The sequence below is a fragment of the Salipiger sp. H15 genome, assembly GCF_040409955.1.
Taxonomy (GTDB): Bacteria; Pseudomonadota; Alphaproteobacteria; order Rhodobacterales; family Rhodobacteraceae; genus Salipiger.
The window spans coordinates 119,803-143,073 of sequence record NZ_CP123385.1; the positions used below are offsets into that span (position 1 = coordinate 119,803).

Here is a 23,271-nt window from a genome sequence, read left to right on the forward strand (position 1 = left end):
ATCGCGCGCAGGTCAGTGCGCGACGGCGGCGGCCGCCGCTTCGTCGATCAGCCGGCCGGTGCGGAAGCGGTCGAGCGTGAAGGGGGCGTTGATCGGGTGCGGCTCGTCCTTGGCGATGGTCCAGGCGAAGACATGCGCCGAGCCCGGCGTGGCCTTGAAGCCGCCCGTCCCCCAGCCGCAGTTGACGTAGAGGTTCTTGACCGGCGTCTTGCCGATGATCGGCGAACGGTCCGGCGTGTTGTCGGTGATCCCCGCCCATTTGCGCAGCATCCGCATGCGGTTGAAGATCGGGAAGACCTCGGAGATCGCGGCAATGGTATGCTCGATCAGCGGCAGCCCGCCGCGCTGGCTGTAGCTGACGTACTGGTCGGTGCCGCTGCCGATCACCAGCTCACCCTTGTCGGACTGGCTGCAATAGGCGTGCACGGCGTTCGACATGACCACGCAGGGGAAGACCGGCTTCACCGGCTCGCTCACAAGCGCCTGCAGCGGCATGCTCTCGAGCGGCAGGCGGACATCGGCGGTCGCCATCACCTGCGTGTTGTGACCCGAGGCCGAGACCGCGACCTTTTTCGCCTTGATGAAGCCCTTCTCGGTGTCGACCCCGGCGACCGAGCCGTCGGGGTTGCGGCGGATCGCGGTCACCGCGCAGTTCTGGATGATGTCGACGCCGCGTGCCGCCGCGCCCCGGGCATAGCCCCAGGCCACCGCGTCATGCCGCGCCGTGCCCGCCCGCTCCTGCAGCGCGCCGCCCATCACCGGGTAGCGCGAGGTCTTGGAGATGTTGATCGGCGGGCAGTACTCCTTGCACTCCTCCGGCGTCAGCCAGCGGTTGTCGACGCCGTTGAGCCGGTTGGCATGCACGTGGCGCTTGAAGCTCTGCACGTCATGCACGGTATGCGCGAGCATGAGGCAGCCGCGGTTCGAGTACATGACGTTGTAGTTCAGCTCCTGGCTGAGGGTCTGCCAGAGGTCGACCGAGTGGTCGAAGAGCCGCGCGCTCTCGTCGTAGAGGTAGTTCGAGCGGATGATCGTGGTGTTGCGCCCGGTGTTGCCGCCGCCGAGCCAGCCCTTGTCGATCACCGCCACGTTGGTGATGCCGTGCTGCGTCGCGAGGTAGTAGGCCGCCCCGAGCCCGTGCCCGCCGGCGCCGACGATGACCACGTCATACTCGGCCTTCGGCTGGCTGTCCGGCCACTGCTCGGTCCAGTTCCTGTGACCGGTGACGGCGTTCTTGAGAAGGGAAAAGGCGTTGAACCGCGTCATGGGCAGGCCCCCGGCTGTGGTGAGTTCTGGGGATCCTTGGTAGGTCATCCGGTGCGCAGGTATATGAAGATTTGCGCCACCCCGGCTGAACCGAAGCGTCACGGGACGGATTTCCGACGCCGCGCGGCAGCCTCTTTTCAGCCGCGCGCAGTTCTTGTAGAATTCCGCCAGATCATGAAGAATTCCGCCATGCCGCCCAGCCCGTCCCAGAAACGCCTGCGTGTCGCCTTCCTGCTTGCGGGGCGCTTCACCCTGTCGGCCTTTGCCAATTTCGTCGACGTGCTGCGCCTTGCCGCCGACGAGGCCGACAAGTCGCGCCCGATCCTCTGCGACTGGACCGTGCTGTCGGACACACTGGGCCCGGTGCGCTCGAGCTGCGGCGTGCGGGTGCAGCCCGACACACGGCTGCGCAACGCCGGGAGCTACGACTACCTCGTGGTGGTGGGCGGGCTGATCAGCGACGAGGTGGCGCTGAGCCCGGCCGAGCTTGCCTTCCTCAAGCGGCAGGCGGCGGCGGGGGTGCCGGTGGTGGGGCTCTGCACCGGGGTGTTCATCCTGCAGGAACTGGGGCTGCTCAAGGGCTACCGCTGCTGCGTGAGCTGGTTCCACCACCAGGATTTCATCGACCGGTTCGAGGCGGAAACCCCGGTCTCGGACCAGATCTTCGTCGTCGACCGCGACCGGCTGACCTGCTCGGGCGGGCATGGCGCGGCGCATCTCGCGGCCTTCCTCGTGCAGCGCCACATCGGCCAGTCGGCGGCGATCAAGAGCCTCAACATCATGATGATCGACGAGGCGATGAGCGGCGAGAAGGCGCAGCCCGGGCAGGCGCTCACCCGGCGCGCCAGCGACGAGCTGGTAAAGCGCGCGGTGCTGCGGATGCAGCAGCACATCGAGGTGCCGAAACCGATCGACGAGCTGGCGCGCGAGCTGGGCGTGGGGCGGCGCACGCTGGAACGGCGCTTCCTTGCGGACCTGCGGCAGACCCCGCTCAAGGCCTACATGGAGCTGCGGCTCGAGCGCGCGCTGATCCGGCTGCGCAGCACCGAGGCCTCGGTCACCGAGGTGGCGCTGGCCTGCGGCTTCTGCGACGGGCCGCACCTGTCGCGCACGCTGAAGGCCGAGCGCGGCGTGACCCCGGTCGAGTACCGCAAGGCGCAGGCCGGGGCCGATCCGGAGCTGGCCGTGGGCGTGCTGCTGCCGCGGGCGGACTGAGGCGCGGATGGCCTGTCCCCGCGGGGACAGGTGCGCGGCCCGAGGTGAAAGGCGCGCCCTGCCCCTCCCAAGACAGGGCGCGCGACGCCGGAAGGGCCTGCCGTGTCAGGCGGGCTCCTTGGCGTATCCCAGCGGCATCACCGCCTCGCGGATCTCGCCGAGCACGGCGGGATCGTCGATCGTCGCGGGGGTCTTGAACTCGGCGCCGTCGGCGATCTTGACCATGGTGGCGCGCAGGATCTTGCCCGAGCGGGTCTTTGGCAGGCGGTCCACCACGGTGCAGAGCTTGAACGCCGCGACCGGGCCGATCTGGTCGCGCACGAGGTTCACCGCCTCGCGGACCACCTCGTCATGCGGGCGGTCGCAGCCGGCGTTGAGGCAGAGGAACCCCATGGGCAGCTGGCCCTTGAGCGCGTCGCTGACCCCGATCACCGCGCATTCGGCGACGTCGGGATGGTTCGACAGAACCTCCTCCATCGCGCCGGTCGAGAGGCGGTGGCCCGCGACGTTGATCACGTCATCGGTGCGCGACATGATGTAGAGATAGCCGTCCGCATCCTTCATCCCCGCGTCGCCGGTCTCGTAATAGCCGGGGAAATGCGTGAGGTAGGCCTTGCGGAAACGGTCCTCGGCGTTCCACAGCGTCGGCAGCGTGCCCGGCGGCAGCGGCAGCTTGATCGCGATGGCGCCAAGCTCGCCGTCCTTCACCTCGTGCCCTCCCTCGTCGAGGATGCGCACGTCGTAGCCCGGCATCGGCACCGAGGGCGAGCCGAGCTTGACCGGCAGTTCCTCGATCCCCAGCGGGTTGGCGGCGATGGCAAAGCCGGTCTCGGTCTGCCACCAGTGGTCGATCACCGGCACGCCCAGCTGTTTCTGCGCCCACTGGATGGTGTCGGGGTCGGCGCGCTCGCCGGCGAGGTAGACGGCGTTGAGGCAGGAAAGGTCGTATTTCGTGACGAACTCGCCCTTCGGATCCTCGCGCTTCACCGCGCGGAAGGCGGTGGGCGCGGTGAAGAAGCTCTTCACCTTGTGCTCGGAGATCACCCGCCAGAAGGTGCCCGCGTCGGGCGTGCCGATCGGCTTGCCCTCGAAGACGATCGTGGTGTTGCCGTGGATCAGCGGCGCGTAGCAGATGTAGCTGTGACCGACGACCCAGCCCACGTCCGAGGCGGCCCAGAAGCGGTCGCCGGGCTCGACGTTGTAGATGTTCTTCATCGTCCAGTCGAGCGCCACGAGGTGCCCGCCGGTGTGGCGGACGACGCCCTTGGGCTGGCCGGTGGTGCCCGAGGTGTAGAGGATGTAGGCCGGGTGGTTGCCCTCGACCGGCACGCAATCCGCCGGGGCGACGCCGTACTGGAAGCCGTGCCAGTTCACGTCGCGCCCGGGGGTCAGCTCGGCCACCTCCTGCTCGCGCTGGAAGATGACGCAGAAGTCGGGCTTGTGGGTCGCGAGGTCGATCGCCCCGTCGAGCAGCGGCTTGTAATGCACCACCCGGTTCGGCTCGAGCCCGCAGGAGGCGGCGATGATGCACTTGGGCTTGGCGTCGTCGATGCGCACGGCGAGCTCGTTCGCGGCAAAGCCGCCGAAGACCACCGAGTGGATCGCGCCGAGCCGGGCGCAGGCGAGCATCGCCTCCAGCGCCTCGGGGATCATCGGCATGTAGATGATGACGCGGTCCCCCTTCTCCACCCCCTTCGCCCGCAGCGCGCCCGCCAGCGTGGCGACGCGGTTGCGCAGCTCGACATAGGTGATCTCGCGCTTGGTGTGGGTGATCGGGCTGTCCCAGATGATCGCCACCTGCTCGCCCCGGCCATTCTCGACATGGCGGTCGACGGCGTTCCAGCAGGTGTTGGTCATCCCGTCGGAGAACCACTCGAACATGCCATCGCCCTTGTCGAAGAGCGCCCTGGAGGGGGCCTTGTCCCAGTCGATCGCCTCGGCGGCCTGCATCCAGAACCCCTCGGGGTCGGTTGCCCAGCTGTCGTAGATGTCCTTGTAGCCCATGGTGCCTCCTCCTTGCGCCGTCTCTCCACAGCGGTGCGCAATTTGATACGGCTCCGGACCCGCCCCGGGCAAGTCCGTTACCGCGCACAGGGACAGAAGGACGCAGGAGTTTGCTGTTTTTTGCGAAACCTCGGCGAAGAAATTTTGCAAAGCCCGCGGAACTGCAAATTCTTCTGCAAATCTGAAGATTTTTTGCAAAATTCCCGAGAATCGGCGGCGCATTTCGGGACGAGAAACCCGTCATGATTCCTGACCAATTCCGACCCATTCCATCTCTATTGATTTCAAATCTGTAACAAACTGTCCGTTATCTAAAATGGTTATTTCAGAATCACGATTGCGGGTGCACGATTTTTAAAAAAGGAGGAAATCCGTTTTAAGTCTCGGCATTTGCCACCTCGGTGAATATTTGCTCCGTCGAGCAATTTCCCCAACTAAGAGCATTTGCTCAAAATAAAAAATAATATGAGGGTCGGGCAACACACATGGCACAGGAAGATATTCAGGTCACCCCCTACAACGGCTCGGTCGCGGCAGCCGACCTCTTGGGGTCAGAACGGAATCTGCTGATTTCGAACTTCGGCAGCCCGACGACAGGAACATTGGAGGACGGCGATGGCATCCTCGGCTCCGGCGATGACGGAGCGACGACTTTCAACGGCTCGCCAGTTACTTACATCGGGAGCGGCACGGTAACCCCGGGCATCGACCTTGGCATTCTCGGCGTCTCTCTCGGCACACCGGTGGATGTCGTCGTCTTCAAGGCCGGTGGCGACACCTATTTCCACTACCCCGCGGGCGAGCCGAACCTTCTTGGAAACGTATTTCTTGTCGTAGATATCGACGCGACCCCCTATACGATCTTCACCCCGCTGTGCTTCACGCATGGCACGGAAATACGTACGCCGACAGGCCACCGGCCGATCGAGTCGTTGAGCGCCGGGGATTGGGTCATGGATATCCACGGCGACCGGCAGGTGATCGAGTGGATCGGGAAGACAACGCTGCGCATTCCCGACCGTCCCGAGTATCGCAAGTGGCATCCGGTGAGGGTTGCGGCGAATGTCTTTGGCCGCGGTGTCCCCTATCGTCCGACCTGGCTGTCGCAGCAGCACCGCGTGCTGGTGCGCTCGGCGCTGAATGAGCTCTACTTCGATGAAGCGGACTGCCTTGCGCCCATTGTCCGGCTGGCGGACGGCAAGAACATCCGCATCGACCGCACGGTCACCGAGGTGACATATTTCCACATCCTCTGCGCAGAGCACAAAGTGCTGAGCGCCAACGGCATGCCCGCAGAGAGCCTGCACCTCGGACAAGTTGCGCGCTGCGGCGTGGAGCGGGCGGCCTTCGGGGAATTCGAGATCGAGGAGGAGATCGCCAGCGTACCAGCCGCTGCGCCGATCCTGCGCGGCTTCGAGGCGCGTCTCCTCGCCGGGCAGTACGAGCAGGTCTGAAAGAAAGGTCGCGGCAGGCAGGGCCCGCCGCGACTCGGCAGATGTCAGCCGTAATGCGCGACCGGGGTGCCCGCGACGGCGGCCATGTTGAGCAGCCCGCGCGCGGTGATCGAGGGGGTCACGATATGGGCCCGGTTGCCCATTCCCATGAGGATCGGCCCGACCTCGAGCCCGCCCGCCTTGACCTTGAGGATGTTGCGCACGCCCGAGGCGGCGTCGGCCTCGGCGAAGACCAGCACGTTCGCCGCACCCTGCATCCGGCCGTTCGGCAGCAGGCGCTCGCGCAGCTCGGGGTCAAGGGCGCTGTCGACATGCATCTCGCCCTCGTAGACGAAATCGCGCGGCGCGCCGTCGAGGATCTCGAGCGCGTTGCGGATGCGCGGGCCCGAGCCGTCGGCCTGGTTGCCGAACTGCGAGCGCGAGCAGAGCGCGACCTTGGGCTCGATGCCGAAGCGCCGCACGTGGCGCGCCGCGCCGATGGCGGTCAGCGCGATCTGCTCGGGGGTGGGCTCGATCCAGATCTGCGTGTCGGTGATGAAGAGCGGGCCGTCCTCGAGGATCATCATCGAGAGCGCGCCATGCGGCTGCAGCCGCTCGCTGCCCAGAACCTGCGTGACGTAGTTGAGGTGCCAGCGGTACTCGCCGAAGGTGCCGCAGATCAGCGCGTCGGCCTCGCCGCGATGCACCATGACCGCGCCGATGGCGGTGGTGTTGGTGCGCATCACCGCGCGGGCCAGATCCGGCGTCACGCCGCGGCGTGCCATGATGCCGTGGTAGGTTTCCCAGTAATCGCGGTAGCGCGGGTCGTTCTCGGGGTTCACCACGTGGAAGTCGCGGCCCGGCCGCACGGTGAGGCCGAGACGCTCGCAGCGCATCTCCAGCACCTCGGGACGGCCGATGAGGATCGGCGTCTCGGTGGTTTCCTCGAGGATGGCCTGCGCGGCGCGCAGCACGCGCTCGTCCTCGCCCTCGGCAAAGACGATCTTGCGCGCGGCGGTGGCGGCGGCCTCGAAGACCGGGCGCATCAGCAGCGCCGACTTGAAGACCGAGGCGTTGAGCTTGTCCTTGTAGGCCTTGAGATCGGCCAGCGGGCGCTGCGCCACGCCGGTTTCCATCGCCGCCTTGGCCACGGCCGAGGAGACCACCGCCGAGAGGCGCGGATCGAAGGGCTTGGGGATCAGGTAGTCGGCGCCGAAGGTCAGCTGCTCGCCGTGGTAGGCGGCGGCGGCCTCGGCCGAGGTGGTGGCGCGGGCCAGCGCCGCGATCCCCTCGACGCAGGCCAGCTGCATCGCGTCGTTGATCTCGGTCGCGCCGACGTCGAGCGCGCCGCGGAAGATGAAGGGGAAGCACAGGACGTTGTTGACCTGGTTCGGGAAGTCGCTGCGGCCGGTGGCGATGATCGCGTCCGGCGCCACGCTGCGCGCGAGGTCGGGCATGATCTCGGGCGTCGGGTTGGCGAGCGCGAAGATGATCGGGCGCGCGGCCATCTTGGCCACCTGCTCGGGCTTCAGCACCCCGGGGCCGGAGAGGCCGAGGAAGAGATCGGCGCCGTCCATCACCTCGTCGAGCGTGCGCTTGTCGGAGGGCTGGGCAAAGGCGGCCTTCTGCGGGTTCATGTCCTCGGTCCGGCCCTCGTAGACGAGGCCGTGGATGTCGCAGAGCCAGATGTTCTCGCGCTTGACGCCGAGCTTGACCAGCATGTTGAGGCAGGCGATGCCCGCCGCGCCGCCGCCGGTCGAGACGATCTTGATGTCCTCGAAGGACTTGCCGGCCACGTGCAGCGCGTTGGTCGCCGCCGCGCCCACCACGATGGCGGTGCCGTGCTGGTCGTCATGGAAGACGGGGATGTTCATCCGCTCGCGGCAGATCTTCTCGACGATGAAGCAGTCGGGAGCCTTGATGTCCTCGAGGTTGATCGCGCCGAAAGTCGGCTCGAGCGCGCAGACGATCTCGGCCAGCTTCACCGGGTCGGGCTCATTGAGCTCGAGGTCGAAGCAGTCGATGTTGGCGAATTTCTTGAAGAGGACCGCCTTGCCCTCCATCACGGGCTTCGAGGCGAGCGGACCGATGTTGCCGAGACCGAGCACCGCCGTGCCGTTCGAGACCACCGCGACGAGGTTCCCGCGCGAGGTGTAGCGCGCGGCGTTGGCGGGGTCGGCCTTGATCTCGAGGCAGGCCTCGGCAACGCCGGGGGAATAGGCGCGGCTGAGGTCGCGGCCGTTGGCCAGCGGCTTGGTCGCGCGGATCTCGAGTTTCCCGGGCTTGGGGTTTTCGTGGTAGAAGAGTGCCGCCTGGCGCAGGCTCTCCTGAGCGGTATCGGTCATGTCGTAGGCCTCCCAACGAAGATGGTTCAACGTTGAACAATCTGCCCCGAAGGGCTTGGGAGGCCGGGTATCAGGATTTGCCGAGCCGGTAAACGAAAAACACGGGACAGGGGATCACGGCTCTGTAGGGGCGCTGACGCAAGGGCGGAAACCCGCGCGTCGCAGGCTCAGGTCGGCCGGCTTCCGGCCGGGTCGTCGAGCGCGGCGATCCGCCGCTCGGCCTGCCAGAGGCTCAGCCCCGGCTCGAACTCGGTCCCGGCGCGGCGGCAGAGCTCCCGCAGGCGCCGGGCCTGGTCGTCGGTCATTGGCTGGCGCAGGTCGGGCGGCACGTCCATGGCGGCGTCGATCCGGCGCGGGCTGGTCATAAAGGTCATCGGGTTGCCTCCTTCTGACGGTCTCAACGCGGAGGGAAAGGCGCGGTTCCATGCCCCGCGGAGGTCGCGCGGGCGGTGTTGCGCCTGCAGCATTTGGCCGCGTGACAAGCCCCGGCCGCGTGCCTATAACCCGTCGCGAAAGCCGCAGGGCACCCAGACGCATCGCATATGCACCCTATGAACCCGAGGAGTTTTTCCGCATGACCACCCTGGTTTTTGGCCACAAGTCCCCCGACACCGACTCCACCGGCAGCCCGATCATCTGGGCCTGGTACCTCAACGAGGTGAAGGGCGTCGCGGCCAAGCCCGTGCTGCTCGGCGAGCCGAACACCGAGGCCGCCTTCATGCTCGAGCACTGGGGCCTCGAGAAGCCCGAGATCATCTCCGACGTCGCGGCTGACGCCCCGGTCGTCATCGTCGACACCAACAACCCGGCCGAACTGCCCGCCGGGATCAACGGCGCCGACATCCGCGCGATCATCGACCACCACAAGCTGGTCGGCGGGCTCGAGACCAAGGGGCCGATCGACATCACCGTGCGCCCGCTGGCCTGCACCGCGACCATCATGATCGACCTGATGGGCAAGGACATGGTGAAGATGCCCGAGCCGATCATGGGCGCGGCGCTGACCTGTATCCTGTCGGACACGCTGGAATTCCGCTCGCCCACCACCACCCCGCATGACCGCGCCGTCGCCGAGACACTGGCCGACACGCTCGGCGTGAGCATCCCCGAGTTCGCCGCGCAGATGTTCGCCGCCAAGTCCGACGTGTCGGACTTCTCCGACGCCGAGCTGATCCGCATGGACAGCAAGGAATACGAGGTCGGTGGCACCAAGTTCCGCGTCTCGGTGCTGGAGACCACCGCGCCCGAGATCCCGCTCGGCCGCAAGGACAGCCTGATGGAGAGCTTCAAGACCGTCGCCGCCGAGGATGGCGTCGACCAGGTGCTGCTCTTCGTCGTCGACATCCTCAAGGAAGAGGCGACGCTGCTGGTGCCGAACGATCTGGTGAAGACCGTGGCCGAGAAGAGCTTCGGCGCGAGCGTCGAGGGCGATACCGTGGTGCTTCCGGGCATCATGTCGCGCAAGAAGCAGATCATCCCGAACCTGAAGCTCTGAGCCTTCGCGCGTCGCACAGCATCAAGGGCACCCCGGCGGGTGCCCTTTTTCATGCCTTCCTCCCTGCCCCAGCTGACCGGAGCCCTGCCATGACCGACCTCGTGACCCTCGCGGACGCCGACCTCACCCTCACCGTGGCGCCGCTCGGCGCCGAGATGCAGAGCTTTCGCAAGGCCGGGCGCGAACTGCTCTGGCAGGGCGATGCCGCCTGGTGGTCCGGTCGCGCGCCGATCCTCTTTCCCATCGTCGGCCCCGCGCCCGAGGGGCGGATCCGCATCGGCGAATTCGAGGCCGAGATGGGCCAGCACGGCTTTGCACGGCGCAGCACCTTCGCGCTGGAGGAGGTCACCGCGACCTCCTGCCGCCACGTGCTCACCGACACCGACACGACCCGCGCCCAGTACCCCTTCGCCTTCCGCCTGACCGTGACCCACGCGCTCGAGGGCGGCACGCTGTGCGTCTCCGCCGAGGTCGCGAACACCGGCGACACGCCGATGCCCTTCTGCCTCGGCTATCACCCTGCCTTCGCCTGGCCGCTGCCCGGCGCCGAGGGGCTGGCACACGAAGTCACGCTGGCAAACGGCGGCGAGCCCGCGCTCGCCCGCATCGACGGCGGGCGCCTTCCCGAAACCCGCCTGCCCTCGCCCTTCACCAAGGGCCGCCTCACCCTCGCCCATGACCAGTTCGAGGCCGACGCAATGATCTTCCCCGAGGGTGCGGGCGCGGCGCTCGGCTACGGCACCGAAGGCGGGCCGCGCCTCGACTTCACCTTCGAGAACCTGCCCTTCCTCGCGCTCTGGCAGAAGCCGGGCGCGCCCTTCCTCTGCGTCGAGCCCTGGCACGGGATGCACGCGCCGCTCGGCGGCTCGGCGCAGCTTGCCGACCGCCCCGGCGCGCTGACCCTCGCCCCCGATGCCGCCGCCCGCTTCGGCTACACGGTGACCCCGCATCTCTGAGCACCCGGCTCTGGCCTCGCTGCCACCGCTGCCCTATCAAGGGCGTGAACCTCTCACCCCAAGGTCCGACAAAGGCTTTCCATGACCCGCATCATCCAGTCGCTTTCCGAGATCTCGCAGAATTACGAGGCCGCCTTCGTCGACCTCTGGGGCTGCGTGCATGACGGCGTGAAGGCCTTCCCCGCGGCCATCGAGGCGCTCCGCGGCTTCCGCGCGCAGGGCGGCACCGTGGTGCTGCTGACCAATGCCCCGCGCTCGCGTCACGAGGTGGTCAAGCAGCTCGAGGTCTTCGGCGTGCCCGAGGACGCCTGGGACAATATCGCCACCTCGGGCGACAGCGCCCGCGTCGCCATGTTCCGCGGCGAGGTCGGCCAGAAGGTCTATTTCATGGGCACGCCCTTCGACGAGCCCTTCTTCGAGCCGATCAAGCTGCTGGAGCACCCGCTGCCGATCGAGCGCGTCGCGCTGGAAGAGGCCGATGGCATCGTCTGCTGCGGCCCCTTCGATCCCCATGCCGACCCGTCCGAGCTGCGCCCGCAGCTGCTCTACGCCAAGCAGAAGGGCATGAAGCTGCTCTGCGCCAACCCCGACATCGTGGTCGACCGCGGCGAGACCCGAGAATGGTGCGCCGGGGCCGTGGCGCAGCTCTACACCGAGATGGGCGGCGAGAGCCTCTACTTCGGCAAGCCGCACCCGCCGGTCTATGACCTCGCGCGCCGCCGCCTTGCCGAGATCGACCGGATGGTACCCGACAGCGCCATCCTCTGCATCGGCGACGGCATCCGCACCGACATCCTCGGCGCGGTGGGCGAGGACCTCGATTCCCTCTTCATCACCGGCGGGCTCGCGGCGAAGGAGACGAAGACCGCCGAGCAGCCCGAGGCCGGGGCGCTTGCGGACTACCTCGCCGGGCAGCAGATGGAACCCACCTATTCGATCGGTTTCCTGCGCTGACCGGGCACAATTTTCCCCCTTGATTTTCTGCGGCCGCGAAGTAATAAAATTACTCATGGATGCCGGTTTGGCGTCAATTTATTACCGGGCCGCAGATCATGGAGGACAAGATGCTCGACAACCTGCCCCGCGGGACGATCTGCATCGAGGACATCGAGATGGGCATGACGCGGTATCTGCGCAAGCAGGTGACCGACCGCGACATCGCCCTCTTTGCCGAGGTGTCTACCGACCACAACCCGGTGCATCTCGACGACGCCTACGCGCAGGACACGATCTTCGAGGGGCGGATCGCCCACGGGATGCTCACCGCCGGGCTGATCTCGGCGGTGATCGGCGAGCAGCTTCCGGGCCATGGCACCGTCTACCTCGGCCAGACGCTGAAATTCATCGCCCCCGTGCGCCCCGGCGACACGGTGCTGGCCGAGGTCACGGTGACCGACATCGACTTTTCCAAGCGCCGGGTGATGCTCGACTGCAAGTGCTCTGTCGAGGGCAAGCCGGTGCTCGTCGGCGAGGCGAAGGTGCTTGCCCCCTCGCGCAAGTTCGACTGACAGAGCCGTCCGCCTTTCTTGCGCGCAGACAATGTCTTGCCGGATGGAGTTGCAAAGGCCATCCTGCGCCCTGACCCTGCGGAAGGACTGACCCATGCCCCGGATTCTCGGCCTCAGCGGCAGCCTGCGCGCTGCCTCGTTCAACGCCGGCCTGCTGCGCGCGGCCATGGAGCTCGCCCCCGAGGACTGCCCGGTGCTGCCGGGCTCGATCCGCGAGGTGCCGCTCTACAATGCCGACGACGAGGCCGCCGGGGGGCTGCCCGTCGCGGTGAAGACGCTGCAGGCGCAACTCGCCGAGGCGGACGGGCTGCTGCTGGTCACGCCGGAGTACAACAACGGCATTCCGGGCGTCTTCAAGAACGCCATCGACTGGATGTCGCGCGGCGACGGGCTCAAGATCTTCAGGGACAAGCCGGTGGCGATCATCGGCGCCTCGCCCGGCGGCTTCGGCACGATCCTGTCACAGGCGCATTGGCTGCCGGTGATGCGGGCGCTCGGCGCGCAGCCCTGGTTCGGCGCGAAGCTCATGGTGCCGCAGGCGCGGCAGGCCTTCGACGCCGAGGGCAACCTGACCGACGAGACGGTGCGCACCCGCCTGCAGGCGCTGCTGGCCAGCTTTGCCGCCAGCCTCGGATGAGCCTCAGAGCGGCTTGACCAGCAGCACCCACTCCTCGAGATCGCTCTCCCAGCTGCCGTGGATGCAGGGCCGGCGCGCCGCTTCGGCGTAGCCCTGCCGCTCGTAGAGCCGCCGCGCATCCTCGTTGCCGCCGGCGACGATGATGCTCATGCGATCCAGCCCCTCGTCGCGGGCGATCTCCTCGGCGAGTTGCAGCAGGCCCGAGCCGAGCCCCATGCCGCGGTGGTTCGGGTAGCAGGCAAGCACGTTGACGTACCAGCTGCCCGGCGCGGCGTTCTCGAGCTCCTGCAGCGGGCGGAACACCTCGGGAAGGTCATCGGGCACCGGCTCGGGCTCGGCGTCGATCGGGTAGCCGGTCAGCCCGGCCACCGCGCCGGCGCCGAAATCCACCACCACCACCTGCCCCTCGCGGGCCTTCTCGGCCTGCCGCTGGCGGCCCACCTCCCAGGGGTCCTGCCCCTCGGCGGCGAGCCCCGTCCAGAAGTGCAGCGGCAGCCCCTCCCCGGCGAAATTCACAAGCTCCGCAAGCTCCTGCGCATCTTCCGGCGTGGCAAGCCGATATGGCGGTGAAAGGTCGATCATCTTGCCGGTCCTCCCCTGACGGCTGGCAGTCCACCCTATCACGCCGGCGCCCTCCTGTCCTTGCCTGCCGCTATCGCCACGTCACGATGCCGCAGGGACTAGACGACCGGTCTATTTTAACTATGTAGCCCTGCATGACCGAGCCGAGCAAATCCGAAGCCACCCGCAAGAAGATCCTGACCACCGGGCGCGAGCTTGTCCTTCGGGGCGGGTTCACCGGCGTGGGCCTGTCGCAGATCCTGAAGGAGAGCGGCGTGCCGAAGGGGTCGTTCTACTACTACTTCCCCTCCAAGGAGGCCTTCGGCTGCGCCCTGCTCGAGGATTACGTGGCCGAGTACCTCGCGCAGGTCGACGCGCTCGCCGAGTCCCCCGGCAGCGCCGCCGACCGGCTCGGCGCCTACTGGGACGGCTGGCTTGGCGAGGCTGCCTCCGACGGCATGGCCGGCCGCTGCCTCGTGGTGAAGCTCGCGGCCGAGATCGCCGACCTTTCCGAGGACATGCGCCGCGTGCTCGACGAGGGGGTCCAGGACCTGATCGCCCGCATTGCCGCGCTGCTCACCGAGGGCGGCGAGGACGGCTCGCTGCGGCCGCTGCCCGACCCCGAAGGCACGGCCTCCGGTCTTTACGCCCAATGGCTCGGGGCGGCGATCCTGTCGAAGCTCTCGCAGGACGACGCCCCGCTCAGGCAGGCGCGCGCGGACACCGCCCGCCGCCTCTTCCCCGACATTCCCTGACACGAAGGATACCCAACATGCGCGCAGCCTATCACGACGTCTTCGGCGACCCGGCCGAGGTGATGCTCTTCGGCGAGATCGACATCCCCAAGCCCGCCGCGGGCGAGGTGCTGGTCAAGATGATCCTGTCGCCGATCCACAACCATGACCTCTGGACCATCCGCGGCCAGTACGGCTACGTCCCCGAGCTGCCCGGCGAGATCGGCGGCTCCGAGGCGGTGGGCACCGTGGCCGCCGTCGGCGAGGGTGTCGATGCAGCGCTGCTCGGCCAGCGCATCTCGGTCGGCGGCGTGCACGGCAGCTGGGCCGAGTTCTTCATCGCCAAGGCCGCGACCCTCGTGCCGCTGCCCGAGGCGATCAGGGACGAGGACGCGGCGCAGCTCATCGCCATGCCGTTCAGCGCCATCGCCCTGCTCGACTCGCTGAAGGTCGGCGAATGCGAGTGGCTGGTGCAGACCGCCGCGAACGGCGCGGTCGGCAAGATCATGGTGAGCCTCGCAAAGGCGCGCGGCATCAAGCTCTTGAACCTCGTGCGCCGCGCCGAGGCGGTGGACGAGTTGAAGGCGCTCGGCGCCGAGCACGTGCTCTGCACCTCGGACGAGGGCTGGCTGGACGCCGCGAAGGCGCTGATCGGCGAGGCGGGCGCGGTCTCGGCCATCGACTCCGTCGGGGCGGAGCTCGGCATGGCGCTGGCCGCGCTCCTGGGCCGCGACGGTGAATACGTGGTCTTCGGCACCGCCACCGGCGCGCCGCTGCAGCTGCCGAGCGGCGAGATGATCACCAAGCACCTCGCGGTGCGCGGCTTCTGGGCCTCGCGCGTCTTCGGCGAGATGGACAACGCGACGCAGGTGCGCCTGCTGACCGAGCTCGTGACGCTGGCCGCGCAGGGCAAGCTCGCGCTCGACGTGGGCGGGGTCTTCCCGCTCGAGGAGGTCGCCGCCGCGATGACCGCCGCGCAGACCCCGGCGCGCAGCGGCAAGATCATGCTGCGGGCCTGAGGCCGGACAAGACAAAGCCCCCGCGCCGTGACGGTGCGGGGGCAGTTCCCACGGGCCGGGGAGTGCGGCCCATGGTGGGGGATCAGAAGGCGCTCAGAGGAAGATCTGCGCCACGATGGCCGAGCCGACATAGGTGCCGGTCATCACCAGCACGGCGACCACGGCGATCTTCCAGCCCGAGGTCTTGGCGATCTCGATCTCGCGCCGGGCGATCGCGATGCCCGCGTAGGCGAGGCAGGGCGTGGCCAGCGTCAGGAAGTTGACGTGGCTGACCTGCTCGAGCACCCACGCGCTGCCCGGGGTCCAGGGCATGGTGGCGAGGATGCCCACGAGTGAGATCCAGGCCACCGAGGGCAGCTTGAAGGGCACGACCTTGGTCAGCACCATGCCGACCATGCACATCACCCACAGGATGATCAGCCCCACCAGCCCCTGCGGCACGGTGTTCTCGGTCGCCACGGTGTTGCCGACAAGGGCGATCACGCAGACCACCGCCAGCGCCGCGGCATGGGCGCCGAGGCCGAGCTTGGGCTCTTCGGAAAGGTCGAGCTCTTGGGTTTGGATGTCGCTCATGGCTCAGGCTCCGGCTTTCGAGGGCTCTTTGCGGCCCAGCAGGTCGTAGAGTTTCTCGGTCACCGGCAGCGCCACGAAGACGCAGAGGTAGAGGCCGGTGGCGTAGGTCAGCACGTTCGAGGCGCCCGCGAGCGCGAGGATCTGCTCCTCCATGTCGGGCACCGCGTGCACCAGCGCGCCGGAGCAGGCCGCCATCATGCTGCCCGAGCCGATGCCGCAGGCCATGGCGAGCGCCTCGATCGAGAAGGCCCCGGTGGTGGCGAGGATCGAGGCGAGGATGGCGAAGATGAAGGTGCCGAAGAGCGTGCCGATCACGTAGACACCCATGACGCCCGCGCCTTCCTGGCTCTTGAGCCCGTACTTGTCGGCGATGATCGCGATGTTGGGCTCGCGCGCCACCGAGAAGCAGGCACCGATCGACTCGCGGCCCATGCGCAGCACCAGCACGGCCACGGGGAAGGCCAGCACGATGGTGCCGAGGTTGCCCAGCTCCTGCAGGATGAGCGCGGGACCGGCGGCGACGATCTTGTCCATCGACGGGCCGATGATCGTGCCGAACTTGGCGATGAAGGGCATGATCGCGATGACGATCAGCGGCGAGGCGGCGTGCACCTCGCGGTCGCGGATCAGCGCGCGGGCGCCGGCGATCACGTTGGGGTTGATCAGCAGCCCCATGACGAAGGCGTAGAGCAGCGGCAGCAGCAGGATCGAGCCGATGCCGATCGGGATGGCGATGACGCCGATCATCTCGGCGATCACGGTGATGACCAGCACGCTCAGATGCAGCCGCCAGTCCAGAAGGATGTCTTTTATGGGCATGAAGGGGACCTCTCTGTTGTCGCCCGCGATTTTTCGGGCGCATTGGCCGGGACCGGGGGGCTACCCGGTCCGCGGCAGAAGGTGAAGGGCGAAACGACCTTGCGTCAGCCCGGCGCGTAGCCGAAGCCCTGCGCGGGGCTCGCCGCGGTCTCGACCCAGACCGATTTCGTCTGGGTGTAGGCGGCCAGCGCCTCTCGGCCCGAGGAGCGTCCGTAGCCCGAGCGGCCGAAACCGCCAAAGGGCGACATGACGTTGATCGTCTTGTAGCTGTTGACCCAGAAGGTGCCCGCCCGAACCTGCGCCGCCATGCGGTGCGCCCGGCCGACGTCCTGCGTCCAGACCGCGCCGGCAAGGCCGTAGGGCGTTGCATTCGCGAGCGCGATCGCCTCTTCCTCGCTGTCGAAGGGCAGCACCGAGACGACGGGGCCGAAGACTTCCTCGTTGGCGATGGTCATCTGCGGCGTCACGCGGTCGACGACGGTCGGGGCGAAGAAGTAGCCACCGCTCGCCGCCAGTGCCTCGGGCTTGGCGCCGCCGCTGGCGATCTCGGCGCCTTGGCCGACAGCTTCCTTCACCATCGCGTCGATCTTCGACCATTGCCGCAGGTTGTTGACCGGGCCGATCTGGGTCGCCGGATCCATCGGCGCACCGACCGGGATGCGGCCCGCGGCGAGGCTCAGCTTCTCGACCATCTCGGCATGGACCGAGCGGTGCACCAGCAGGCGCGAGCCCGCGACGCAGCTCTGCCCGCAGGAGGCAAAGATCGCCGCCTGCGCGCCGATCACCGCGCGGTCGAGGTCGGCGTCGCCGAAAACGATGTTGGCCGACTTGCCGCCGAGCTCCAGCACCGAGGGCACCAGCCGCTTCGCCGCCGCGCCCGCGATCTTGGCTCCCGCCTCGGCCGAGCCCACGAAGACCACCAGCGCCGTCGCCGGGTTCTCGATCATCGCCTGGCCCGAGCCCGGACCGTCGCCCGCGATGACGTTGACGAGGCCCTTGGGCGCGCCCGCCTTCTCGCAGAGGATGCCGACCACGATGGACGAGAGCGGCGTCAGCTCCGAGGGTTTGATCATCACGCCGTTGCCCGCGCAGATCGCCGGGGCGACCTGCCAGCAGCAGGTGAAGAGCGGCGCGTTCCAGGGGGTGATCTGGCTGACCACGCCGAGCGGCTCGTGCCGGGTGTAGTTGAGGTGCGTCGAGGGCACGGGGATCACGTCGCCGGTGATCTTGTCGCACCAGCCGGCGTAATACTCGAACATCTCGGCCATGCGCGCGGGCTCGCCGGTGGTGTCGCGGATCGGGCGGCCCGAGGAAAGGGCTTCCAGCTCCGACAGCGCGGCGGCATTGGCGCGCAGCTGGCGGCCGATCTCGAACATGATGCGCCCGCGCTCGGAGGCGGTCTTGGCGAACCATTCCTTCTGCGCGCGGGTCGCGGCCTCGGCGGCCTGCGCGACCACCTCGGCGCCGGCGTCCCTGTAGCGGGCAAAGACCTCGCCCGTCGCCGGGTCGGTCAGCTCGAGCGCGTGCCCGGTGCCCGGCACCAGCGCGCCGCCGACGTAGGACTGCACCTCGGAGGAGCCGGTCAGGTCCTTCAGCAGCTCGGCCACGCGGGCGGCGGTATCGACCATGTCCTTGGCCATCACATCTTTTCCTTCTGGCTGAGGCGGTCCACCGCGGGATCGCCCATGTGCATGAAATCGTCAGCGTCGGTCAGGCCCGAGTTCTCCTCGGCCCAGAGACCCGCCACGAGGTCGGCCACCGGCATCGCGCAGCCGACGCTTTGCGCCAGCTCGCGGGCGAGCCGCACGTCCTTGCGCATCAGCCCGGTGCTGAAGCCCGAGTTGAAGCTGCGCGGCAGCACCCAGTTGGGGAAATGGATCTCGGACAGCGCGCTGCGCCCGGTGGCCGAGTTGATCACCCGCAGCGCATCCTCCGCGCCGACACCGGCGGCTTCGGCCAGCCGCAGCGCCTCGAGCGTGGTGACCATGTGGCTTGCCACCAGCATGTTGTTGACCAGCTTGGCGACGTTGCCCGCGCCGCTGGGGCCGACGTGGAGGATCTTCGCCGCCATCGCCTCGAGCGCGGGCATCGCCGCGCCGACCCATTTCTCGTCGCCGCCGAGCATCACCGAGAGCTGCCCCGATGCGGCGCCCGAGGGGCCGCCGCTGACCGGCGCGTCGAGGAAGCCGTGGCCGGCCGTAGCCAGCCGGGTTGCGAGCTTGCGGCTGACCTCGGCCTCGGAGGTCGAGGTGTCGATGATGACCTTCGCGGCGGTGCCCGGCTCGAGCAGCCCCGCGCCTTCCGCCGCCGCGACGACCGCCTCGACGTGCGCCGCCGTGGGCAGCGAGAGCACGATCACCTCGGCCGAGGCAAAGACCTCCTCGGGGCTGGCCTTGGGCGCGATGCCCGCCTCGCGCGCCCGGTCCTGCGCGGCCGGGGCCGGGTCGTAGCCCGCCACCTCGAAGCCCGCGCGGGCAAGGCTCGAGGCCATGCCGAAGCCCATCGCCCCAAGCCCGATCACCCCGGCCCGTCTGCCTGTCTCTGCTGCCATGTGATCTCCTGTTCTTTTCCGTTTGGGCCCCGGGGGGCCGGTGTTCGGAAAACTATCCGGAGGAGGCGTGTTCACAGGAAGCGCTGCAATCGAGCACATCGCGTTGCCCTGCAGGCAACACGGAATGTCAGGCGCGGAAGGCCACCATGCGGTCGGAGAGGAAGCTGGCGACCAGTTCCACCGACTTCGGAAGGCGGCGGCGGGCGCGCACCATGAGGTGGGTGCTCACCCGGTGCAGCGCGGGCTCGTCCAGCTCGACCACCGCGAGATCGCCGCGATCCGCCTGAATGGACGCGGAAAACCGCGGCAGGAAGGTCACGCCCATGCCCGCGCTCACGTAGCGGATCAGCAGCGCGATCGAGGCGGTTTCGACATGCACCCGCAGCGCCAGCCCGCGGTCCGCGGCGACCTGCCCGACGAGGTGGCGGATGGCGTGGCGGGCGTCGAGCATGGCGACGGGATGCTCCAGCACCTCGGCCAGCGCCACGCTCTCGCGCCCCGCCAGCGCTGAATTTGCGGGCACCACGGCGCAGAGCGGCTGGCGTCCGACCGCGAGCGAGCGCGTCGCCTCGGTGACCAGCGGGTTGTAGGCGATTCCGATGTCGGCCTCGCCCTCGATCACCCGGCGCTGCAGCTCGCCGGTGCCCGCGTGGTCGATGGCAAAGCGCAGGTCAGGCTGAAGGCGGCTCAGCTCCGAGAGGCCGTTCTCCAGCAGGTCGGCGGTGAACCCCTCGCCGAGCGCGATGCGCACGGTCTGGCTGCGCCCGTCGCGGTAGCGGCCGATCTGGTCGAGCAGGAAGGTCTGCTCGTCCTGCAGGTGCAGCGCGTGCTCGCGCAGCAGCTCGCCTGCCTCGGTCACCGTCACCCCCTTCGAGCTGCGCTCGAACAGCGTGACCCCGAGCCGCGCCTCGGCCTCGGCGATCTTGCGCGAGATCGCCGAGGGCACCACGTTCAGCCGCTCCGCCGCGCGGCGGATCGAGCCCTCCTGCGCGACCGCGAGGAACTCGCGCAGGAAGCGGCTGTCGAGCGCGTCCATTATCCAGCCGTCGCGCGGCGCGCGAGCCGCACCCAGAACTCCGCCCCGGACGGCAGTACCGCGTCGTTGAAGTCGAACTTCGCCGAGTGCAGTCCGGGGTTCTCGCCCTCGCGCGCCGCGCCGAGCCAGAGGTAGGCGCCGGGCACCTCGTTCAGCATGAAGGCGAAATCCTCCGAGGCCATGCTCGGCCCGACCATCGCGGTATCAAGGCCCATCTCGCCCGCCACGTCGCGCGCCAGCGCGGCCTCGGGGGCGGTGTTGATCGTCGCGGGGTAGCGGCGCTGGTAGTCGATGTGGGCGGTGCAGCCCTGCGCCGCGGCCTCGGCGGTGGCGATCCGGCGCACGCGCTCCTCGATGATGTCCCCGGCCTCGGGGGCGAACCAGCGGCAGGTGCCGCTCAGCACCGCGCGGTCGGGGCAGACGTTGTAGGCCGAGCCGCTGTGGATCTGCGTGACCGAGACCACCCCGGGCTCGAGCGGCGAGAGGGCGCGGGCCGGGATCTCCTGCAGCGCCGCGGCGGCGCGGGCGGCCGCAGCGATCACCCCGTCCGACTGCTCGGGCATGGCGCCATGGCCGCCCTTGCCGCGGATCTCGATGTCGAAGACCGAGAAGGCCGCCATCATCTTGTCGTCCCGCGCCACGAAGCGCCCCGGCGCGAGGCCGGGCCAGTTGTGGATGCCGAAGACCCTGTCCATCGGGAACTGCGTGAAGAGCCCCTGCTCGACCATGACCCGCGCGCCGCCCTCGCTTTCCTCGGCGGGCTGGAAGATCAGCGTGACGGTGCCCTGCTCGACGCCCTCCGCCGCGATCTGCCTTGCGGCGAGCAGCAGCATCGCCGTGTGCCCGTCATGGCCGCAGGCGTGCATCTTGCCGGGGATGGTCGAGGCATGGGCCGCCCCCGTCGCCTCGAGGATCGGCAGCGCGTCGATGTCGGCGCGCAGGCCGATGACCGGCGCACCCTGCCCCATCTGCGCCACGACGCCGGTGCCGGCGAGCCCGCGGTGCACCCGCCAGCCCCAGCCGGTCAGCAGCCCCGCGATCATCTCCGAGGTCCGGTGCTCTTCGAACCCCAGTTCGGGATGTCGGTGCAGGTCGTGGCGCCAGGCGATGGCTTCGGCGATGTGGTCATGGTCGAACATGGGGTCTCCTTTGCGCGCGGCGCAGTGCGGGTCAGGCGGCGCGGGGCGCTTCCCGGAAGGTGAGAAGGATGCCGCCCAGACGGGCCGGCTCCAGCAGAACCAGCGCGCCGCCGGTTTCGCGATATGCAATACCCGAGCGCGCGACGAAAGGCCGGACCTGATCCAGCGAGGTGCAGGCGACGTCGAGCGAGACGACCGAGGGCGCGCCGTCCGGGGCGAGATCGGCGGGCAGCGGGCCGAAGAGCAGCCGCGCGGCATCGCGGCTGACCACGCGCCAGTGACCCTTTGCGGTCGCCACGGTGAAGCCCCAGCCGGTTTCGGTCACCGACCCCGGCCCGTGCAGCGTGGCGAGCCAGTCCTTCACCGCCGGCTGGTCCTGCGGCTCGGCAAGGATCGTGGCCGAGACGAAGCCATGCGCGCCGTTCGGGTGATCCATCCACATCGGGAATTCGATGAGGTCGCGCCGGTGCTGCTGGCAGGCGAACATCGTCAGCCGCGGCAGACCCTCCCGGGTGAAGATCTTGAGCGTCGTGGCGGTGCGGTCGGGCGTGCCGTCGTCGCGCGTCACGTCGCGGCCGAACTCGATGGTGCCGGCGCAATGCCCGCCCCGCGCGACCACCTCGGCCTCGTCCGCCGCCGCGTCCGCGGAGTTGAGCGCCGAGAGCGGCACGCCCTCGCGCTCGCCGAGCCAATGCTGCACGTGGCGGCCGAAGCGGAACCCGCCCGCCGGGTAGCCGTCCAGCAGGCTCTCGTCGCCGATGCCCACCAGTTCGAGCAGCTGGTTCCGGAAGATCACCAGCGCGGTCGAGGTCCCCCAGGGGTGCATCCCCGGCGGTTTCATCAGGAAGCCGAGCGACAGGTACGTCTCGCGCGCCGCCGCCAGGTTGCGCACGCAGACCAGCGGGTGATCGAGCCCGAGCGAGCTCATGCGCCCTCTCCCTTCAGCGCGGCAAGCGGCACGAAACCGGCGAAGCGCCTCGCCCCGCGGTCGCTGGCGCGCGGGCCGGTGACCACGTGGCCGGGCGGCACGTCCTTCGTCACGATCGCCCCCGCCGCCACGGTCGCGCCCTCGCCGACCTCGACCGGGCCGAGGATCACCGCCCCGGCGCCGACCACCGCGCCCTTGCGCAGCCGCGGATGCCGCCCCTCGCCCATGTCGACGAAGTTCGAGCCGAGCGTGACCCCGTGCCAGAGGCTCACGTCATCCTCGATCACCACCGTCTGGCCGATGACCAGCCCGAGCCCATGGTCGACCCACACGCCGCGGCCGATCTGCGCCTGCGGCCAGATCTCGACCGAAAGCGCGCGGGTGAACTGTCCCTTCACCGCCAGCGCGAGGGTCTCGCGCCCGGCCAGCCAGAGCGCCCGGCTGAGCCGGTAGGACAGCAGCGCATGGTAGCCGTTGGCGAAATGCAGCACCGCCGCAGCGCCGCCCGGATGGGCATCGCGCACCGTGGTGGCGAGCAGGTCGTCGAGCGCGATCTCGAGCAGCTCCGGGTCCGCGCCGAAGACCTCGCCGGCAAGGCCGCGCAGCCAGGCTCGGGCGAGCCCCTCGGGCAGGCAGGCCGACAGCGCCGCGGCCAGCAGCTCGGCAGGGTTGTCGAGCCCGGCCGGATCGTAGCCGAAGAGAACCGCGAGCCCGGGCTCGGCGGCGAACATCTCCTGCACCGAGGGGAGCAGGCTCTGCGACAGGGGGTTGGGCATGCGGTCCCTTTTCTGAGGCGGACGGGCGTTGCAGCGAAGCTGCACCGGGAGGGGTGATGCGGACAAGTGCCGATATGTGGCGGGTGCGTTGCCCTGCGAAGAACACACCCGGCGCGGCAAACAGGGCGCACCGGCGGCTTATCCCGGCCCGCCGGGGCAAGACCCCTTGACCTCGCGGCCTGCGCGGCGATTGTCCCGCACGCGGCGCGGGCCGCCTCCGCCGTGCCGAGGGCACCCGACCTCCGCGCCGCGACGATCCGCAGCAGAAGAAAGACT

Annotated in this window: 22 protein-coding genes; 9 read left to right on the forward strand and 13 right to left on the reverse strand. The window is 68.8% G+C overall.

The features are described 5' to 3' along the window. Positions 1-12: 12 nt before the first annotated feature. The gene (locus tag PVT71_RS14870) at positions 13-1,266 is read right to left on the reverse strand and encodes a sarcosine oxidase subunit beta family protein (protein ID WP_353474848.1); all 1,254 of its coding nucleotides are present in this window, start codon (positions 1,264-1,266) and stop codon (positions 13-15) included. A gap of 174 nt (positions 1,267-1,440) precedes the next feature. Between PVT71_RS14870 and PVT71_RS14875 the strand changes: the two genes are divergently transcribed. Further along, positions 1,441-2,481 carry a GlxA family transcriptional regulator gene (locus tag PVT71_RS14875; protein ID WP_353474849.1) on the forward strand — a complete coding sequence of 347 codons (1,041 nt, stop codon included), beginning with the start codon at positions 1,441-1,443 and terminating at the stop codon, positions 2,479-2,481. Positions 2,482-2,586: 105 nt separating this feature from the next. Here the strand turns inward: PVT71_RS14875 and prpE are convergent, their stop codons facing one another. Then, on the reverse strand, positions 2,587-4,485 hold the full coding sequence (gene prpE, locus PVT71_RS14880) for a propionate-CoA ligase PrpE (protein WP_353474850.1): 1,899 nt from the start codon (positions 4,483-4,485) through the stop codon (positions 2,587-2,589). A 485-nt stretch (positions 4,486-4,970) separates the two neighbouring features. Here prpE and PVT71_RS14885 point away from each other — a divergent pair, with 485 nt between their 5' ends. Then, entirely contained in the window at positions 4,971-5,939 is a 969-nt protein-coding gene (locus tag PVT71_RS14885) for a Hint domain-containing protein (protein WP_353474851.1), read from the forward strand. 44 nt (positions 5,940-5,983) lie between these two features. Here the strand turns inward: PVT71_RS14885 and PVT71_RS14890 are convergent, their stop codons facing one another. After that, entirely contained in the window at positions 5,984-8,263 is a 2,280-nt protein-coding gene (locus PVT71_RS14890) for an NADP-dependent malic enzyme (RefSeq protein ID WP_353474852.1), read from the reverse strand. A gap of 167 nt (positions 8,264-8,430) precedes the next feature. After that, a complete protein-coding gene (locus PVT71_RS14895; protein ID WP_353474853.1) occupies positions 8,431-8,637 on the reverse strand; it encodes a DUF3072 domain-containing protein in 207 nt (68 codons plus the stop codon). A gap of 200 nt (positions 8,638-8,837) precedes the next feature. Here PVT71_RS14895 and PVT71_RS14900 point away from each other — a divergent pair, with 200 nt between their 5' ends. From PVT71_RS14900 to PVT71_RS14920, 5 genes are all read left to right on the forward strand, one after another. Further along, on the forward strand, positions 8,838-9,758 hold the full coding sequence (locus PVT71_RS14900; RefSeq protein ID WP_353474854.1) for a manganese-dependent inorganic pyrophosphatase: 921 nt from the start codon (positions 8,838-8,840) through the stop codon (positions 9,756-9,758). 89 nt (positions 9,759-9,847) lie between these two features. Next, positions 9,848-10,714, forward strand: coding sequence for an aldose 1-epimerase family protein (locus tag PVT71_RS14905; RefSeq protein ID WP_353474855.1), 867 nt, complete (start codon positions 9,848-9,850; stop codon positions 10,712-10,714). Positions 10,715-10,795: 81 nt separating this feature from the next. Further along, positions 10,796-11,668, forward strand: a complete 873-nt coding sequence (locus PVT71_RS14910) for a TIGR01459 family HAD-type hydrolase (RefSeq protein ID WP_353474856.1) — start codon at positions 10,796-10,798, stop codon at positions 11,666-11,668. Between the two features lie 110 nt (positions 11,669-11,778). Next, on the forward strand, positions 11,779-12,222 hold the full coding sequence (locus PVT71_RS14915; protein ID WP_353475545.1) for a MaoC family dehydratase: 444 nt from the start codon (positions 11,779-11,781) through the stop codon (positions 12,220-12,222). 94 nt (positions 12,223-12,316) lie between these two features. Further along, entirely contained in the window at positions 12,317-12,859 is a 543-nt protein-coding gene (locus PVT71_RS14920) for an NADPH-dependent FMN reductase (RefSeq protein ID WP_353474857.1), read from the forward strand. A gap of 3 nt (positions 12,860-12,862) precedes the next feature. On the opposite strand, the gene PVT71_RS14925 is transcribed toward PVT71_RS14920, so the two are convergent. Then, positions 12,863-13,441 (reverse strand): GNAT family N-acetyltransferase, encoded by a 579-nt coding sequence (locus PVT71_RS14925; protein ID WP_353474858.1) that lies wholly within the window; start codon positions 13,439-13,441, stop codon positions 12,863-12,865. A 134-nt stretch (positions 13,442-13,575) separates the two neighbouring features. Between PVT71_RS14925 and PVT71_RS14930 the strand changes: the two genes are divergently transcribed. After that, complete coding sequence (locus PVT71_RS14930; RefSeq protein ID WP_353474859.1) at positions 13,576-14,175, forward strand: TetR/AcrR family transcriptional regulator; 600 nt, start codon at positions 13,576-13,578, stop codon at positions 14,173-14,175. 17 nt (positions 14,176-14,192) lie between these two features. Next, positions 14,193-15,173 carry a zinc-binding dehydrogenase gene (locus PVT71_RS14935; RefSeq protein ID WP_353474860.1) on the forward strand — a complete coding sequence of 327 codons (981 nt, stop codon included), beginning with the start codon at positions 14,193-14,195 and terminating at the stop codon, positions 15,171-15,173. Between the two features lie 93 nt (positions 15,174-15,266). Here the strand turns inward: PVT71_RS14935 and PVT71_RS14940 are convergent, their stop codons facing one another. From PVT71_RS14940 to PVT71_RS14975, 8 genes are all read right to left on the reverse strand, one after another. Then, a complete protein-coding gene (locus PVT71_RS14940; protein WP_353474861.1) occupies positions 15,267-15,746 on the reverse strand; it encodes a hypothetical protein in 480 nt (159 codons plus the stop codon). Between the two features lie 3 nt (positions 15,747-15,749). Continuing rightward, positions 15,750-16,565 (reverse strand): DUF3100 domain-containing protein, encoded by an 816-nt coding sequence (locus tag PVT71_RS14945; RefSeq protein ID WP_353474862.1) that lies wholly within the window; start codon positions 16,563-16,565, stop codon positions 15,750-15,752. A 104-nt stretch (positions 16,566-16,669) separates the two neighbouring features. Further along, complete coding sequence (locus PVT71_RS14950) at positions 16,670-18,205, reverse strand: aldehyde dehydrogenase family protein (protein ID WP_353474863.1); 1,536 nt, start codon at positions 18,203-18,205, stop codon at positions 16,670-16,672. Further along, a complete protein-coding gene (locus PVT71_RS14955) occupies positions 18,205-19,116 on the reverse strand; it encodes an NAD(P)-dependent oxidoreductase (protein WP_353474864.1) in 912 nt (303 codons plus the stop codon). The genes PVT71_RS14950 and PVT71_RS14955 overlap by 1 nt, the downstream gene beginning before the upstream one ends. Positions 19,117-19,243: 127 nt before the next feature. Next, positions 19,244-20,152 carry a LysR family transcriptional regulator gene (locus PVT71_RS14960; protein WP_353474865.1) on the reverse strand — a complete coding sequence of 303 codons (909 nt, stop codon included), beginning with the start codon at positions 20,150-20,152 and terminating at the stop codon, positions 19,244-19,246. Beyond that, on the reverse strand, positions 20,152-21,291 hold the full coding sequence (locus PVT71_RS14965) for a M20 aminoacylase family protein (protein WP_353474866.1): 1,140 nt from the start codon (positions 21,289-21,291) through the stop codon (positions 20,152-20,154). Before PVT71_RS14965 ends, PVT71_RS14960 begins: the two co-directional genes overlap by 1 nt. A gap of 31 nt (positions 21,292-21,322) precedes the next feature. After that, complete coding sequence (locus tag PVT71_RS14970; RefSeq protein ID WP_353474867.1) at positions 21,323-22,219, reverse strand: VOC family protein; 897 nt, start codon at positions 22,217-22,219, stop codon at positions 21,323-21,325. Continuing rightward, a complete protein-coding gene (locus PVT71_RS14975) occupies positions 22,216-22,995 on the reverse strand; it encodes a serine O-acetyltransferase (RefSeq protein WP_353474868.1) in 780 nt (259 codons plus the stop codon). Before PVT71_RS14975 ends, PVT71_RS14970 begins: the two co-directional genes overlap by 4 nt. Positions 22,996-23,271: the final 276 nt, after the last annotated feature.

What these genes read in the sequence shown, in the direction of transcription:
- PVT71_RS14960 (WP_353474865.1), bottom strand. Translation starts at nt 20,152, where the DNA reads ATGGACGCGCTCGACAGCCGCTTCCTGCGCGAGTTCCTCGCGGTCGCG.
- PVT71_RS14965 (WP_353474866.1), bottom strand. Translation starts at nt 21,291, where the DNA reads ATGTTCGACCATGACCACATCGCCGAAGCCATCGCCTGGCGCCACGAC.
- PVT71_RS14895 (WP_353474853.1), bottom strand. Translation starts at nt 8,637, where the DNA reads ATGACCTTTATGACCAGCCCGCGCCGGATCGACGCCGCCATGGACGTG.
- PVT71_RS14970 (WP_353474867.1), bottom strand. Translation starts at nt 22,219, where the DNA reads ATGAGCTCGCTCGGGCTCGATCACCCGCTGGTCTGCGTGCGCAACCTG.
- PVT71_RS14915 (WP_353475545.1), top strand. Translation starts at nt 11,779, where the DNA reads ATGCTCGACAACCTGCCCCGCGGGACGATCTGCATCGAGGACATCGAG.
- PVT71_RS14975 (WP_353474868.1), bottom strand. Translation starts at nt 22,995, where the DNA reads ATGCCCAACCCCCTGTCGCAGAGCCTGCTCCCCTCGGTGCAGGAGATG.
- PVT71_RS14905 (WP_353474855.1), top strand. Translation starts at nt 9,848, where the DNA reads ATGACCGACCTCGTGACCCTCGCGGACGCCGACCTCACCCTCACCGTG.
- PVT71_RS14885 (WP_353474851.1), top strand. Translation starts at nt 4,971, where the DNA reads ATGGCACAGGAAGATATTCAGGTCACCCCCTACAACGGCTCGGTCGCG.
- PVT71_RS14900 (WP_353474854.1), top strand. Translation starts at nt 8,838, where the DNA reads ATGACCACCCTGGTTTTTGGCCACAAGTCCCCCGACACCGACTCCACC.
- PVT71_RS14910 (WP_353474856.1), top strand. Translation starts at nt 10,796, where the DNA reads ATGACCCGCATCATCCAGTCGCTTTCCGAGATCTCGCAGAATTACGAG.
- PVT71_RS14930 (WP_353474859.1), top strand. Translation starts at nt 13,576, where the DNA reads ATGACCGAGCCGAGCAAATCCGAAGCCACCCGCAAGAAGATCCTGACC.
- PVT71_RS14920 (WP_353474857.1), top strand. Translation starts at nt 12,317, where the DNA reads ATGCCCCGGATTCTCGGCCTCAGCGGCAGCCTGCGCGCTGCCTCGTTC.
- PVT71_RS14925 (WP_353474858.1), bottom strand. Translation starts at nt 13,441, where the DNA reads ATGATCGACCTTTCACCGCCATATCGGCTTGCCACGCCGGAAGATGCG.
- PVT71_RS14870 (WP_353474848.1), bottom strand. Translation starts at nt 1,266, where the DNA reads ATGACGCGGTTCAACGCCTTTTCCCTTCTCAAGAACGCCGTCACCGGT.
- PVT71_RS14945 (WP_353474862.1), bottom strand. Translation starts at nt 16,565, where the DNA reads ATGCCCATAAAAGACATCCTTCTGGACTGGCGGCTGCATCTGAGCGTG.
- PVT71_RS14940 (WP_353474861.1), bottom strand. Translation starts at nt 15,746, where the DNA reads ATGAGCGACATCCAAACCCAAGAGCTCGACCTTTCCGAAGAGCCCAAG.
- PVT71_RS14875 (WP_353474849.1), top strand. Translation starts at nt 1,441, where the DNA reads ATGAAGAATTCCGCCATGCCGCCCAGCCCGTCCCAGAAACGCCTGCGT.
- prpE (WP_353474850.1), bottom strand. Translation starts at nt 4,485, where the DNA reads ATGGGCTACAAGGACATCTACGACAGCTGGGCAACCGACCCCGAGGGG.
- PVT71_RS14955 (WP_353474864.1), bottom strand. Translation starts at nt 19,116, where the DNA reads ATGGCAGCAGAGACAGGCAGACGGGCCGGGGTGATCGGGCTTGGGGCG.
- PVT71_RS14890 (WP_353474852.1), bottom strand. Translation starts at nt 8,263, where the DNA reads ATGACCGATACCGCTCAGGAGAGCCTGCGCCAGGCGGCACTCTTCTAC.
- PVT71_RS14950 (WP_353474863.1), bottom strand. Translation starts at nt 18,205, where the DNA reads ATGGCCAAGGACATGGTCGATACCGCCGCCCGCGTGGCCGAGCTGCTG.
- PVT71_RS14935 (WP_353474860.1), top strand. Translation starts at nt 14,193, where the DNA reads ATGCGCGCAGCCTATCACGACGTCTTCGGCGACCCGGCCGAGGTGATG.